The organism is Burkholderia sp. JP2-270 (genome assembly GCF_003233675.1).
Taxonomy (GTDB): Bacteria; Pseudomonadota; Gammaproteobacteria; order Burkholderiales; family Burkholderiaceae; genus Burkholderia; species Burkholderia pyrrocinia_C.
Window position 1 is genome coordinate 1240846 of sequence record NZ_CP029826.1, and the last position, 13463, is coordinate 1254308.

The window sequence follows — 13463 nt, forward strand, 5'->3', positions numbered from 1 at the left end:
CGCGATCGACGCTTATGCGTCGGCGCGGTTTCGATATGCGCAATCGTTGGTTGGTCCGCGCAAGGGCCGGCCGTATGTTGACGCTTTACCCGCAAGAGATTCGATCGTGAACGCCACCTCTCCCCGAACCTGGCTGCCGCCGTATGCGGCGCGCGGCGGCGCGTCGCCCGCCGCCCAGGCCGCGCCCGACGCGCGCGCCGCGATCCGGCCCGCGCAGGCCGGCGCGCACAGCGAACGCCTGCTCGCCATCGACCGCGTGAATCTCGAATACCGGAGCGGCGCGCGGATCGTTCGCGCGACGCACCAGGTGAGCTTCGACGTGTACGGCAGCGACCGCTTCGTGCTGCTCGGCCCGTCGGGGTGCGGGAAGTCGACGCTGCTGAAGGCGATTGCCGGCTTTATCGAGCCGGTGTCCGGTTCGATCGCGCTCGACGGCCAGCCCGTGCGCGGGCCGGGGCCCGACCGCATCGTGGTGTTCCAGGAATTCGACCAGTTGCCGCCGTGGAAGACGGTCGTCGAGAACGTCGCGTTTCCGTTGCGCGCCGCTGCGAAGCTGTCGCGTGCCGAAGCACGCGAACGCGCGCTGCACTATCTCGACAAGGTCGGGCTGAGCGCGTTTGCCTACGCGTATCCGCACACGCTGTCGGGCGGCATGAAGCAGCGCGTCGCGATCGCGCGCGCACTGGCGATGCAGCCGCGCGTGCTGCTGATGGACGAACCGTTCGCCGCGCTCGACGCGCTCACGCGCCGCAAGATGCAGGAGGAACTGCTGCGGCTGTGGGACGAGTTTCGCTTCACGCTGCTGTTCGTCACGCATTCGATCGAGGAAGCGCTCATCGTCGGCAACCGGATCCTGCTGCTGTCGCCGCATCCGGGCCGCGTGCGCGCGGAACTCAACAGTCACGAACATTCGCTCGACAGTGTCGACACCGGCGACTTCCGCGACAACGTCGCGCGGATTCATCGCCTGTTGTTCGATACCGATGCAACGAGCGTGCCGACGACGGAGGAAGCCGCATCATGAGCACGATCGATCCGGTCCTCCCGCCGCTGCCGCCCGTTCGCGCCGAATACGAACGCACGCTCGACACGCTGCCAGACGCGGAACGCGCGGCGCCGGCCCCGTTGTTGCGCCGCATCGTCGACGCAGGCTGGTTCCGCCGCAGCGTCATCGCGCTCGTGCTGATCGCAGCATGGGAGATCGTCGCGCGCATCGTCGCGAACGATCTGCTCGTGCCGACCTTCGGCGCGACGCTGGCCGCGTTCGTGCAGGGCATCGAGTCGGGCGAACTGCTCGTGAAGACGGGCATCTCGATGTCGGTGCTGCTGCGCGGCTACGCGCTGGGCGTGTTCTTCGCGTTCGCGCTGACGTCGCTCGCGGTTTCGACGCGCATCGGCCGCGACCTGCTGACGATGCTCACATCGATGTTCAATCCGCTGCCGTCGATCGCGTTGCTGCCGATCGCGCTGCTGTGGTTCGGGCTCGGCACCGGCAGCCTGCTGTTCGTGCTCGTGCACGCGGTGCTGTGGCCGCTCGCGCTCAGCATGTACACGGGCTTCGCCGGCGTGCCGGCCACGCTGAAGATGGCCGGGCGCAACTACGGCCTCACGGGCCTGCGCCAGATCGCGCTGATCCTCGTGCCGGCCGCGCTGCCGTCGATCCTGTCGGGCCTGCGCGTCGGCTGGGCGTTCGCGTGGCGCACGCTGATCGCGGCCGAGCTCGTGTTCGGTGCGAGCGCGGGGCAGGGCGGGCTCGGCTGGTACATCTTCCAGAACCGCAACGAGCTGTATACCGACCGCGTGTTCGCGGGGCTCGCGGCCGTCATCGTGATCGGCCTGCTCGTCGAGAACCTCGTATTCGACACGCTCGAACGCGCGACCGTGCGGCGCTGGGGCATCCAGCACTGATGCGGCGGTGCGCCGCCATTCCCGGCGCACGCATAACAAAAGCTGAAATCGGTTTTTCGCGCTCGGCGGGTGCGTCCCTATACTTTGCGGTGCCGCGCGTGCGCTGTGTCGTGAATGCCGCGACCACGCCACGCAGCGACGCTCCCGATCTTCTCGCATAAGGAACCGCCGAATGACTGCCCGTGATGCCGTCGACCCGCGCGACGCGTTGCGCGACGCGCTCGCCGCGCTGCCCGATCTCACGAACGCGATCGGGCAGGATGCCGCGCAACGCGAGGCGCGTCGCGAGCTGCCGTTCGAAGGCTTCGCGATCTTCCGGCGCTCGGCGCTGGGTGTGTTGCGGATTCCGGTCGCGCGCGGTGGCCTCGGCGGCACGCTGGTCGATCTGTTCGACACGATCGCGACGCTGGCCGCGGCCGATTCGAATCTCGCGCACGCGCTGCGCATCCACTACGACATGACCGAGACGCTGCGGCTGTCACCGCGCACGCCGTTCAACGACGTGCAGCTCGAACGCGTGCTGGCCGGCGCGATCTTCGGTGGCGCGTCGACCGAGCGCGGCACGTCGCGTCCCGGCGAGAACACGACCGTGCTGCGCCGGGACGGCGCTCACCATCGCGTGACGGGCCGAAAATACTATTCGACGGGCACCGCGTTTGCCGATTTTGCGCGCATCAACGTGGAGAACGAGCAGGGCGACGCGCTTGCCGTGATCATTCCGGTCGCCCGGGACGGCGTGCAGGTACTCGACGACTGGGACGGGATGGGGCAGCGCATGACCGCAAGCGGCAGCCTGCTGCTCGACGACGTGCAGGTGTTCGCGGACGAGGTGGCCGCGCGCGACGGCTCGTCGCTCGTCGGCCGCCACTGCGGCGCGCTGCGGCAGCTACATCTCGTCGCGACGGGTGCGGGCATCGTGCGCAACGTGGTCGCCGACGCGCGCCGCTACGTGCTCGCGCACGGCCGCCCGGCGCTGCACAGCCCGGCGTCGACCGCGCGCGACGATCATTTCATCCAGCAGATGGTCGGCGAACTGTCCGCGCACAGTCACGCGATCGATGGGCTCGTGCGCGAAAACGCGCGGGCGCTCGACCGCTCCGCCGACGCGATCGAGGCCGGCGACGCCGATGCGCATGAACTCGTGCTCGACAGCGCGCTCGCAACCGCGCGCACGCAGTTGATCGTCAGCAAGCTCGCGCTGCATGCGGCCGAGCGGCTGTTCGAAGTCGGCGGTGCGTCGGCGACCGCGCGCGAACACAATCTCGACCGGCATTGGCGCAACCTGCGCACGATCTTCAGCCACAACCCGCTGCTGCACAAGGCGCGCGTGATCGGCGACTACGAACTGAACGGCGTGACGACGCACCTGACCGAAGGGCGCGTGTTCTGATCCTGCCGCGCCGTTCCGGCGGCGACGACGATCGCCCGCGGCGCGCGCGGCCTTCTTTCCGGAAACCCCTCTCATGACGACTCGCACCGGACACCTGCACCTCGGCGCTTTCCTGTACCCGACCGGCCATCACATCGCCGCGTGGCGCCATCCCGGCTCGCAGGCCGACGCGGGCGTCGATTTTCGCCACTACGCGCGGCTTGCACAGGCGGCTGAGGCCGCGAAGTTCGATCTCGTGTTTCTCGCGGACGGCGTGGGTACGCGTGGCGACGACGTCGAGTTCCTGAGCCGCACCGCGCACAGCTACGTCGCGCAGTTCGAGCCGCTGACGCTGCTGTCGGCGCTCGCGGCCGTTACCGAACGGATCGGCCTGGTCGGCACCGCGTCGACGAGTTTCAACGAACCGTTCCACATCGCGCGCAAGTTCGCGTCGCTCGACCACATCAGCGGCGGCCGCGCGGGCTGGAACCTCGTCACGTCGTCGAGTGCGCACGAGGCGCGCAACTTCAATCTCGACGCACATTTCGACCACGCCGAACGCTATGCGCGCGCGGAGGAATTCGCCGATGTCGTGCGCGGCCTGTGGGATAGCTGGGACGACGACGCGTTCGCGCGCGATCGCGCATCGGGCCGTTTCTTCGATCCGGAGAAACGCCATGTGCTCGATCATCGCGGCCGCTTCTTTCAGGTGCGCGGGCCGTTGAACGTCGCGCGGCCGCCGCAGGGGCATCCGGTCGTCGTGCAGGCGGGTTCGTCGCCGGCCGGCACGCGGCTGGCCGCGCGCACGGCCGAGGTGATCTTCACCGCGCAGCAGACGCTCGACGACGCGGTCGCGTTCTATGCGGACGTGAAAGGCCAGCTCGCGGCGTTCGGCCGCGATCCCGACACATTGAAGATCATGCCCGGCGTGTTTCCGGTCGTGGGCCGCAGCGAAAGCGAAGCGAAGGAGAAATTCGACGAACTGCAGTCGCTGATCGACCCGGCGGTGGGGCTCGCGCTCGTATCGGGGCTGACCGGTGGGTTCGACCTTTCCGCGTATCCGCTCGACGGCCCGATTCCTCCGCTGCCGGAAACCAACGCAAGCAAGAGCCGTCAGGCGCTCACGCTCGAACTCGCGCGCCGCGAGAACCTGACGATTCGCGAGCTCTATCTGCGCATCGCGGGTGCGCGCGGCCATTGGCAGCTCGTCGGCACGGCGGAGCAGATCGTCGACCAGCTCGAGGAGCGGTTCGTGCATTACGGCGCCGACGGCTACAACGTGATGGCGCCGACGCTGCCCGGCGGGCTCGACGATTTCATCGCGCTGGTGCTGCCCGAGCTGCGTCGCCGCGGGCTGTTTCGCAGCGACTACGCCGGCCGCACGCTGCGCGACCATCTCGGGTTGCAGCGACCCGTGCGTCGCATCGCCGCGGCGCGCGACGCATCGGCCGCCTGACGTCAGCGCCGCAAGCCTGCGTCGCGCAACAGTGGCAGCACGCGCTCGCCGAAGAAGTCGAGGTCGGGCTTGAAGTCGTAGAAGCTCAACTGGACTCCGTCGATGCCCGCGCGGTGCAGTTGCACGATGATGTCGGCAACTTCGGCGGGCGAGCCCGTGATCGAGATATTGCCGCCGATCGCGCGTGCCGCTACCTGCGAACGCTGTTCGAAGCCGCCGCGCCACGCATGCGCGTCGCTGTCGAAGCGGTGGAAGCTGCCTGCGTCCGCATGTGCGACGATCGCGTCGCGGTAGGCACGCGCTTCTGCACTCGTCTCGCGGCAGATCACGAGCGGATTGAGCAGCGTGCGGATCGTCCGGCCGCGTACCGCGGCGGCCGCCTTCACGCGTGCGGTATGCGCGGGCAGCGCGTCGAGCGCGAGAGCGACGTCGGGGCCGGCCGGGCTCGTGACGAACACGATGTCCGAATAGCGCGCCGCGAAATCGATGCCCGCGTCGGAGCCGGTCGCGTTGATCAGCAGCGGGCGGCCGTAGCGCGGCTTCGGCGTCACGAATGCGCCGCCCAGGCGCCAGCTCGACAGTACGGGCGCGTAGCTGAAATTGTCCGGTTGCGCCCATAACTGCTGGACCGCGTCGAGGAATTCGGCGGCCATCTCGTAGCGCCGGTCGTGCTCGATCCGGTTCCAGCCGAACATCTCGTGCTCGATCGCGCGATGGCCGGTCACGATGTTGATGCCCCAGCGTCCGCGCGAGATGTGATCGAGCGTCGCGGTGAATTTCGCGAAATGCAGCGGATGCCATGGCCCGTAGAGCACGTGGCTCGTCGCGGCGAGAATGATCCGCTCGGTGCGCGCGGTCAGCGCGGCCAGCGTCATGAACGAGTCGAGTGCCTGGCCGTCGAACACGCCGCCGTAGCCGCCCTTCGGCAGCCACTGCGACAGTGCGAACACGAGATCGAAGCCGAGCGCCTCGGCGCGCGCGACCAGGTCGGCGTTGTAGTCGAACGTCCAGTCGGTCGAGCGCGGCAGCGTCGATGCGCTCCATCCGCCGGCCTGGATCGGCAGGAACAGCCCGAGCATCAGCGGTTGCGCGAGCACGCGCGACACCGGGCTGTCGGGGAAATCCGCCGGCGAGCGGACGTCGACGAACGGCGACGGTACGATCGGGGCGGCGAGGGTGGTTTCGCTCATGGCGGGTTCCTTGCGGGGTGTGTGCGCGCCGAAGCCGAACGAAGACGATACGCACGCGCTGCGGCGGTTCGAGCGGGAACGATTGCGGATTCTCCGGCGAGCGGATCGCGCCGCGTCATAACCGGCCCGGCCTCGGATCGGGCACGAAGCCGTCGCGGTTCGGCATCTTCACGCGCGGCAGCGTGCGTGCGTCGAGCCGCGCGTCATCGGGCACGATGCCGTTCAGGTGCAGCACGTATGCGGTGACCGCGTAGACGTCGTCCGCGCTCAGCGATTGCGGCGCGTTGTACGGCATCGCACGGCGGATGTAGTCGAACAGCGTGGTCGCATACGGCCAGTAGCTGCCGACGGTCTTTTTCGGCTTCGCGCCCGCGAGCGAGCCGATGCCGCCGACGAGCGGATCGCCGACGCCGCCTTCGCCGCCGGCGCCGTGGCACATCGCGCACTTGTCCGCGAACACATGGCCGCCGCGCGCGACCGTGCCCGCGCCGGGCGGCAGGCCGCTGCCGTCGGGCGCGACGTCGATGTCCCACGCGGCGAGCGCCGCGCGATCAACAGGCTGCCCGAGGCCGAAGCCGGCGCCGAATGCATTCGGCACGACCACGGACGCAGCGAGCAGGCAGGCGAGCAGCTTACGCATTGCGTACCTCGCCGTCCGTGCCGACGCGCCAGTTCTGGATGCCGTTGTAGTGGTACTGCGAATTGAGCCCGCGCGCGGCGACGAGCGCGTCGCGGGTCGGCTGCACGTAGCCCGTATCGTCGGTCGCGCGGCTTTGCAGGTCGGCCGGCTCGCCGTTCCAGACCCAGTCGGCCTCGAAGCGCGTCAATGCGCGATCGCGCACGTCACCCGCGAGCCGCGCGGGCCGCCACGTGCGACCGCCGTCGGTCGATACGTCGACCGCGCGAATCCGGCCGCGGCCCGACCACGCGTAGCCGCCGATCGGGTGATAGCCGTGCGCGGTGAGCCGATGGCCGGCCGACGGCCGCGTGATCACCGACTTCGCGTCCATCTCGAACACGAACTGGCGCGCGCAGCCGTCGGGCAGCAGGTTCGTGTATTTCGACGTTTCCTCGCGCGTCATCTCCGGCGCGCGAACCAGCTTCAGCCGTCGCAGCCACTTGATGTTCGTGTTGCCTTCGAAACCCGGCACGATCAGCCGCACCGGGTAGCCGTTCTCGGGGCGCAGCCGTTCGCCGTTCTGCGCATAGACGACGAGCGCACGCTCGATGATCCGGTCGAGCGGCAGGCTGCGCGTCATCGCCGCGCCGTCGGCGCCTTCGGCGAGCAGCCAGCGCGCGGACGGGTCGATGCCGGTTTCGTCGAGCAGCGTCGACAGCCGGACGCCCGTCCATTCGCAGCACGACAGCAGCCCGTGCGTGAACTGGACGGGCAGCCCGCTCGGGCCGTTCCATTCGCTGCCGGTGTTGCCCGAGCATTCGAGGAAGTGGATTCGCGATTCGGACGGGAAGCGCAGCAGGTCGTCGATCGTGAACACGCGCGGCTCGCGCACGAGGCCGTGCACGACGACGCGATGGCGCTGCGCATCGATCTCGGGCACCCCGGCGTGATGACGCTCGTACACGAGGCCGTTCGGCGTGAGGTCGCCGAACAGGTCGGCGAGCGGCGTCATCGACGAGCCGGAGCCGGGCAGCGCAGGCGAACGGGCGCTGCGGCGGATGACGTCGCGTTCGTGCGGGCCCGGCACGCCGTATGGCGGCGACAGCAGCGGCGCGCCCGGCGTGCGCGCCCACGGCGGCACGTCCAGCGGGGAGAGCGAAGCGAGCGGCTGGCTCGCGAGCGCGCCGCCGGCAGGCAGCAGCGCGGCGGCCCATCCGCCTGCGAGCTGGCGCAGCGCCGTGCGCCGGCCGGTGCGCGGCGGGCGGGAAGGAAAGCGGGAATCGGTCATGGTCGAACGCATATCGCGTGCAGCGGCCGCACGCGGGGAAACGGACATTCTCGGCAACCGGGCGCGATGCGGCAAACAACGATTCCCGCTTTGCTTATCGTGCCTATCGCGCCGGCCCGATGCGCGTGCCGTCAGAACTTCACGCGCAGCCCGCTGACGAGCGCGACCTGGCGGTTCGTCGACGACGCGCTGCCGATGTTCGAGATCGCCGCGACCTTGCGATAGCCGCCCGACGTTGCCGTGCTCGGATCGCCGGCCGCGAGCTGGTAGATGCCGGACAGGTACAGATCGGTGCGCTTGGACAGCGCGTAGTCGAACCCGAGCGTGAACTGGTGCCAGCGCGGTTTCAGCGTCTGGCCGCCGGTGCCCGGCAGGCCGCTCGCGCGCCCGTCGGTGAACGTATAGACGCCGATCAGCGTGGCCGCCGGCGTGATCTGGTAACGCGCGTTCACGTCGTAGTTGTTGAACTTGCGCGACGAGCCGTCGACATAGTCGAGCTGCGTGTGGCTCCACGCGAAGCCGAGCGTCGCGCGGCCGAGCGCGTAATTCGCGCCCACGGCGCCGATCTGCTGCTTGAGCACGCCGCCGTTCAGCCCGTAGAAGAACGCGCCGCTGTAGTCGTTGCCGGTGGTCGAGGTCGCGCCGCCCACCGCGCCGCTCGTATTCGACGTCGCATTCGGATGATTGAGCCGCACGTAGCCGCCGCCGACCGACAGCGGGCCGTTCACGTAGTTCGCCGACACGCCCCACGCGTTGTTGTTCGAGAAACCGGTGCCCGCGCCGCCGTTCGCCTGGTTGCTGAACGCATAGAGCAGGTCGGCCGTGAAGCCGGCGATCGTGTCGCTGCGGAACTTCACCGCGTTGTTCAGCCGGAAGCTCTGGTTCAGGTTGTCGTTGTCGCCTACGTGCGTGGCCGGCGACCAGAAGCCGGACCCCGAGTACTGCGCGACGAGATCGGTGATCGGCTCGTACTGGCGGCCGAACGTCAGCGTGCCGAGCCCCTTCTTCGCGAGGCCCACGTATGCGGAGCGTCCGAACAGGCGGCCACCCTGGCCGAGCCCGCCGTCGCTCGGACGGAATCCGCTTTCGAGCGTGAAGACCGCCTGCAGGCCGCCACCGAGATCCTCCGCGCCTTTCAGACCCCAGCGGCTGCCGCTCAGCTTGCCGCTCGTCTGCTGGATGTTGCTCGCGCCGCCCTGATTGTTCGTATAGGCGATACCGGCATCGACGACGCCATACAACGTGACCGAACTCTGCGCATGCGCGCTGACCGAACCGATCGAAACCAAACCCAGGACTACCGATTTTTTGATCATGACCATCCTCTGTTTTTATGACTACGTCTGCGAGGATCACGATGCTATTGACGACAGGCGCCGCGCTGAACGGTCGATCCGTGGTTTGTAAATCGCTGCGCGGCCGATTTGCAATGTGCGTTGCCGCACGCTCGACACGTGCATCGCGATCGCGTCCGGCCCGCATGCTGCGGCGAACGCATCGCACCGACGGCGGACGTCGAGCGCCGGAAACACGCGGCCGCCGTCATATCGATCGATGAAATAGTTCGATATCCGGAATGCATGCGGCTCGGCTCACGATGCTTTTATGCAACGGCATCTTGTGCGGCGAACGGCCGATGCGCTATGCGCGGCCGCATATCGATTTCGCAAAACGTTGGTAGGGCAGTGCGGTGCGTGACGGTAGAGTCGGGCATCCGGTCGCGGGCCGGCATGCTCCGGGAACACGAGGGCGCCGACGTGCGCGTTCGCCCCGGTCGTACAACGAACACGGGAGCCGTTTACATGAGTCGCGATGTGCTGTTTCTGCTGGAACCGGGCTTTGCCGATCCGAAGCATCCGGGCCGACGCTTCGTCTGTCCGCACGGACTGTCGATCGAAGGGCTGCTGGCGAGCGCGCCCGATCGCGCCGGCCGCATCGACGTAAAGCGCATCGGTTTCGAGCGGCCGCGGCACGCGGTGATCGACGCGCTCGACGACGCGCACCAGGGCCTGCCGGTGCTCGTGCTCGGCCGCGACCAGCCGGCGCCCGACGACGCGCAGACGCTCGGCGACGTGCGCTTCGTCACCGACGCGCGGCGCATCCTCGAACTGCTGGCCGAGCGCCACGGGTTTCCGGTGCTTCATTGATGCCGTGGTTTTCACTTCCTATCCGTTTCCTATCCGATTGACAGGAGCATCCGATGTCGTCAATTTCGGCGGCACGCCGCCGCCTGCTGCTTGCCGGTGCCGCGGTCGTGTCGGCCCCGTTGGCCCCGTTTTTCGCAAGGTCCGCGTTCGCTGCGCCGGCCGTCAATGCCGATCTCGCCGGCACGACGTTGCGCGTCGCGACCTACAAGGGCGGCTGGCGCGCGCTGCTGCAGGCGGCCGGCCTTGGCGACACGCCGTACCGGATCGAATGGCGCGAGCTGAATAACGGCGTGCTGCACATCGAGGCGCTCAATGCGGATGCGCTCGATATCGGTTCGGGTAGCGAAATTCCGGCGGTGTTCGCCGCGCGCCAGAAGGCCAATGTGCGGTTCATCTCCCGCGCACGCGAAGATCTGAACAACCAGGTCACGCTCGCGCGCAAGGACACGCCGATCCGCAGCATCGCGGAGCTGAAGGGCAAGCGCGTCGGCTACGTGCGCGCGACGACGTCGCACTATTTCCTGTATCGCCAGTTGGCGGAGGCAGGCCTGAGCTTCGACGACATCCAGCCGATCAACCTGTCGCCGACCGACGGGTTGTCGGCTTACGATCGCGGCGACATCGACGCGTGGGCGATCTATGGCTACAACGGCCAGCTCGCGCGCAATCGCTACGGCGCGCGCGTGCTGAAGACGGGGAAGGGTTATCTGTCGGGCAATTTTCCGGTGTACGCGAACCCGCGCACGCTAGACGATGCGCGGCGTCGTGCCGCGACGGGCGATCTGCTGCTGCGGTTCCGGCACGCGTATGCGTGGGCCAACGGGCATTTCCGCGACTATGCACTCGTGCAGAACCGCGAGACGCGCGTGCCGGTTGCCGATCTCGTCGCGATGTTCGAGCAGCGCAGCGACGACTATGCGCTGCTGCCGGTGACGCCCGACGTGGTGGCGCAGCATCAGCAGGTCGCGGATGTGTTCGCTCGCATCGGCGTGCTGGACGGGCCGGCCAATGTCGGGCCGTTCTGGGATACGTCGTTCAATTCGCTGGTCGCGACGGGTTGAGGCAGTGCGCAGGAAGACGCCCGTGTGGCTTCACGGCTTCAAGCTCGACGTGGGCCTGGCCGGGGCGGGAAATCCGGCGCGACCGGATCAGGAGAACGTCGTCGCGTTCGAATGAAATCGGCGCCCGGTTCGAGCATCTGAAAAAAGTAAAAGGTTCGCCACCGCTTCGCCGGTCGACAGCAACGTGGCGGAAACCCTCGCATGATCGAACCATGCGCCGTGCATCCGATGGCCGGTCACGCGCGTCCCATGATCCGGTTGCCGAGCGAGATGCCGAGTTCGGACAGCGACGCATTGGCGGCAAGCTGACGGGCTTCCCAGCGCGACAGCGCCGCGTCGAACGCAGGGCCGTGCACGACGCCGCGCAGCGCGTCGGCGAGACCGACCGCATTCTCAGCCGCTTTCGCGACGCCGGCGGCCGTGTGCGGCCGGACGAGGCAGGCCGCGTCGCCGAGCAATACCGTGCGGCCGAAAGCCATGCGCTCGACCGCGAGATCCAGGATCGCCTGCGCGAACGGTGCCTGCGTCGCGTCGACGAGCGCGGCGAGCGTCGGCGCAAGCATCCGACGGCCGGCATCCACGAGCTCGAGCCGGTTGTCGTCCCGCATCGCGCCGGGCGGCAGCGACCCGTCGCGCTGCGTGCCGTCCTGCGCGAGGAACAGCGACGACAGGCGATCTGCTGCGAGCCGCCGGTACCAGACCCAGTTCACGCGCCGTTTGCCCGGTTCGATCGCACCGTCGCGGCCGGGTACCAGATAGGTCAGGAACAGATGCGCGTCGCCTTGCTGAAACGTGAAGCGGTCGTGCAGCACCCGCAGCACCGTGTCGGGAAGCAGGTGCTCGTCGACGAGCCCGCGCCACGCGACATAACCCGCGTACGCGGGCCGCGTTTCGGGAAGCAATTGCGCGCGGACGTTCGAGCGGCCGCCGTCGGCGCCGACCAGCAGGTCGGCCTGCTCGACGCGGCCGTCCGCGAAATGCGCGATCACGCTGTCGCCTTCCTGCGCGAACCGCTCGAACGATACGCCGGCATGCACGACGCCGGCGGGCAGCGCGCGCTTCAGGGCCGTGTAGATCACGTTCCACGCGGTCTGCGTCTGCGGCATGTACAGGCGTTGCACGATCTGGTCGTGCTCGTCGAGATAGATCCGGTCGACCGAATCGACGCCCGCATCGCGCGGCACGGGCACGCCGCCGAACGTAAATGCGCGTTCGATCGGCGCTTGCAGCACGATGCCGCCGCCGCGGCTGTCGAGGTCGTTCGGCGATTGCTCGAAGACCTTGACGCGCCATCCGGCCGCACGCAGCGCGGTGGCCGTGAAAAGCCCGCCCACCGATCCGCCGATGACGACCGCCAGCGGGCCCGAAACGTCGCTCATGATTGCTTCCTCCCGGTGATCCGTCGCGCGCGCGGCGATTCAGCCTTCCCAGTGCTGCAGGAAGTCGAGCAGCAGCGCGTTCACGCGCTCCGGCTGCTCCTCCTGCGGCAAGTGCCCGCACTGCGCGATCGGCTCGGCACGCAGGTTCGTCGCCATGCTTTCCCACACGGATTTCATGTCGAACATCTTGCCGACCGCATAAAAATCCTCGCCCCAGATGGCCATGGTCGGGCACGCGATCCTGACGTCCGCATCGACGAGATCCTGCTTCACGTCCTCCGCGTTCGCGCGATAGTCGGCCAGCGCGCCGCGCACGGCGCCCGGACGCCGATACGCGCGCACGTACGTGTCGAACGCTTCGCCGGAGATCGCATGCGGGTTGTAGCACCAGTCGGAGAAGAAGTAACTCAGCCATTCGGCTTCCTTGCCGGCGATCAACGCCTCGGGAAGGTCCGGCACCTGGTGGAACAGGAAGAACCAGTACGCGCGCGCCGTTTGCGCGGTCATGTTCTGCACGACGATGCGCGTCGGCACGTTGTCCATCACGACGAGCCGGTCGACGCGCTCGGGGAAGTCTTTCGAGAAACGCGTCGCGACGCGTGCGCCGCGGTCGTGCCCGACGAGCGCGACGCGGCCGATGCCGAGCGTGTCGAGCAGTTCGGCGAGGTCGCGCGCCATGTTGCGTTTGTCGTAACCTGCGGCCGGCTTGTCGGTTTCGCCGTAGCCACGCAGATCGGGCGCGATCACGCGGTAGCGCTGCGCCAGCGCGGGGATCTGGAAGCGCCACGCGAAGCTGGTTTCCGGGAAGCCGTGCAGCAGCACGACGACGGGCCCGCTGCCGGCATCGATGTAGTGCTGGCGGATGCCGTTCGCGGTGACGGTGTGATGGGTGATCGAAGGCGTGGCGATGGTCATGTGGCGGTCCCTGTTCGGTTCGGCTTGCGCGCAGCAGGCGCGGGCCCGAATGCCTATCGAGGATAGGCGAAGCGCGCGGCGCGCCGGATAAATTGTTCTGAATTCGTCTGGTTGCGCGGGGGCGGCATCGA

12 protein-coding genes are annotated in these 13463 nt (G+C 68.3%); 6 read left to right on the plus strand and 6 right to left on the minus strand.

Going from position 1 to position 13463, the window contains the following annotated elements; all coding sequences use genetic code 11:
* The first annotated feature begins 46 nt into the window (after window positions 1-46).
* The 4 genes from DM992_RS38390 to DM992_RS38405 all read left to right on the plus strand — a co-directional run bounded on the left by DM992_RS38390 (window position 47) and on the right by DM992_RS38405 (window position 4733).
* On the plus strand, window positions 47-1024 hold the full coding sequence (locus tag DM992_RS38390) for an ABC transporter ATP-binding protein (protein ID WP_111021438.1): 978 nt from the start codon (window positions 47-49) through the stop codon (window positions 1022-1024).
* Window positions 1021-1908 carry an ABC transporter permease gene (locus DM992_RS38395; RefSeq protein WP_111021439.1) on the plus strand — a complete coding sequence of 296 codons (888 nt, stop codon included), beginning with the start codon at window positions 1021-1023 and terminating at the stop codon, window positions 1906-1908. The genes DM992_RS38390 and DM992_RS38395 overlap by 4 nt, the downstream gene beginning before the upstream one ends.
* Window positions 1909-2080: 172 nt before the next feature.
* Window positions 2081-3298: an acyl-CoA dehydrogenase family protein gene (locus DM992_RS38400; protein ID WP_111021440.1), complete on the plus strand. Its 1218-nt coding sequence runs from the start codon at window positions 2081-2083 to the stop codon at window positions 3296-3298.
* Window positions 3299-3371: 73 nt separating this feature from the next.
* On the plus strand, window positions 3372-4733 hold the full coding sequence (locus DM992_RS38405; RefSeq protein WP_111021441.1) for an LLM class flavin-dependent oxidoreductase: 1362 nt from the start codon (window positions 3372-3374) through the stop codon (window positions 4731-4733).
* Window positions 4734-4735: 2 nt separating this feature from the next.
* Here the strand turns inward: DM992_RS38405 and DM992_RS38410 are convergent, their stop codons facing one another.
* The 4 genes from DM992_RS38410 to DM992_RS38425 all read right to left on the minus strand — a co-directional run bounded on the left by DM992_RS38410 (window position 4736) and on the right by DM992_RS38425 (window position 9146).
* Window positions 4736-5923, minus strand: a complete 1188-nt coding sequence (locus DM992_RS38410) for an LLM class flavin-dependent oxidoreductase (RefSeq protein WP_111021442.1) — start codon at window positions 5921-5923, stop codon at window positions 4736-4738.
* Between the two features lie 115 nt (window positions 5924-6038).
* The gene (locus DM992_RS38415; protein WP_111021443.1) at window positions 6039-6563 is read right to left on the minus strand and encodes a cytochrome c; all 525 of its coding nucleotides are present in this window, start codon (window positions 6561-6563) and stop codon (window positions 6039-6041) included.
* Entirely contained in the window at window positions 6556-7830 is a 1275-nt protein-coding gene (gene soxC, locus DM992_RS38420) for a sulfite dehydrogenase (protein WP_111021656.1), read from the minus strand. The genes DM992_RS38415 and soxC overlap by 8 nt, the downstream gene beginning before the upstream one ends.
* A 131-nt stretch (window positions 7831-7961) precedes the next feature.
* A complete protein-coding gene (locus DM992_RS38425) occupies window positions 7962-9146 on the minus strand; it encodes a porin (RefSeq protein WP_111021657.1) in 1185 nt (394 codons plus the stop codon).
* A gap of 486 nt (window positions 9147-9632) precedes the next feature.
* On the opposite strand from DM992_RS38425, the gene DM992_RS38435 reads away from it, so the two are divergent.
* Both DM992_RS38435 and DM992_RS38440 read left to right on the plus strand, forming a co-directional pair.
* Window positions 9633-9977 carry a DUF3088 domain-containing protein gene (locus DM992_RS38435; RefSeq protein WP_111021445.1) on the plus strand — a complete coding sequence of 115 codons (345 nt, stop codon included), beginning with the start codon at window positions 9633-9635 and terminating at the stop codon, window positions 9975-9977.
* Between the two features lie 53 nt (window positions 9978-10030).
* On the plus strand, window positions 10031-11038 hold the full coding sequence (locus tag DM992_RS38440; RefSeq protein ID WP_111021446.1) for an ABC transporter substrate-binding protein: 1008 nt from the start codon (window positions 10031-10033) through the stop codon (window positions 11036-11038).
* A gap of 236 nt (window positions 11039-11274) precedes the next feature.
* Here the strand turns inward: DM992_RS38440 and DM992_RS38445 are convergent, their stop codons facing one another.
* On the minus strand, window positions 11275-12417 hold the full coding sequence (locus tag DM992_RS38445) for an FAD binding domain-containing protein (protein WP_111021447.1): 1143 nt from the start codon (window positions 12415-12417) through the stop codon (window positions 11275-11277).
* Between the two features lie 39 nt (window positions 12418-12456).
* Window positions 12457-13332: an alpha/beta hydrolase gene (locus DM992_RS38450; protein ID WP_111021448.1), complete on the minus strand. Its 876-nt coding sequence runs from the start codon at window positions 13330-13332 to the stop codon at window positions 12457-12459.
* Window positions 13333-13463 lie beyond the last annotated feature (131 nt).

Coding starts and splice junctions, on each gene's coding strand:
- DM992_RS38395 (WP_111021439.1), top strand. CDS start 1,021: ATGAGCACGATCGATCCGGTCCTCCCGCCGCTGCCGCCCGTTCGCGCC.
- DM992_RS38400 (WP_111021440.1), top strand. CDS start 2,081: ATGACTGCCCGTGATGCCGTCGACCCGCGCGACGCGTTGCGCGACGCG.
- DM992_RS38405 (WP_111021441.1), top strand. CDS start 3,372: ATGACGACTCGCACCGGACACCTGCACCTCGGCGCTTTCCTGTACCCG.
- DM992_RS38410 (WP_111021442.1), bottom strand. CDS start 5,923: ATGAGCGAAACCACCCTCGCCGCCCCGATCGTACCGTCGCCGTTCGTC.
- DM992_RS38415 (WP_111021443.1), bottom strand. CDS start 6,563: ATGCGTAAGCTGCTCGCCTGCCTGCTCGCTGCGTCCGTGGTCGTGCCG.
- soxC (WP_111021656.1), bottom strand. CDS start 7,830: ATGACCGATTCCCGCTTTCCTTCCCGCCCGCCGCGCACCGGCCGGCGC.
- DM992_RS38425 (WP_111021657.1), bottom strand. CDS start 9,146: ATGATCAAAAAATCGGTAGTCCTGGGTTTGGTTTCGATCGGTTCGGTC.
- DM992_RS38435 (WP_111021445.1), top strand. CDS start 9,633: ATGAGTCGCGATGTGCTGTTTCTGCTGGAACCGGGCTTTGCCGATCCG.
- DM992_RS38440 (WP_111021446.1), top strand. CDS start 10,031: ATGTCGTCAATTTCGGCGGCACGCCGCCGCCTGCTGCTTGCCGGTGCC.
- DM992_RS38445 (WP_111021447.1), bottom strand. CDS start 12,417: ATGAGCGACGTTTCGGGCCCGCTGGCGGTCGTCATCGGCGGATCGGTG.
- DM992_RS38450 (WP_111021448.1), bottom strand. CDS start 13,332: ATGACCATCGCCACGCCTTCGATCACCCATCACACCGTCACCGCGAAC.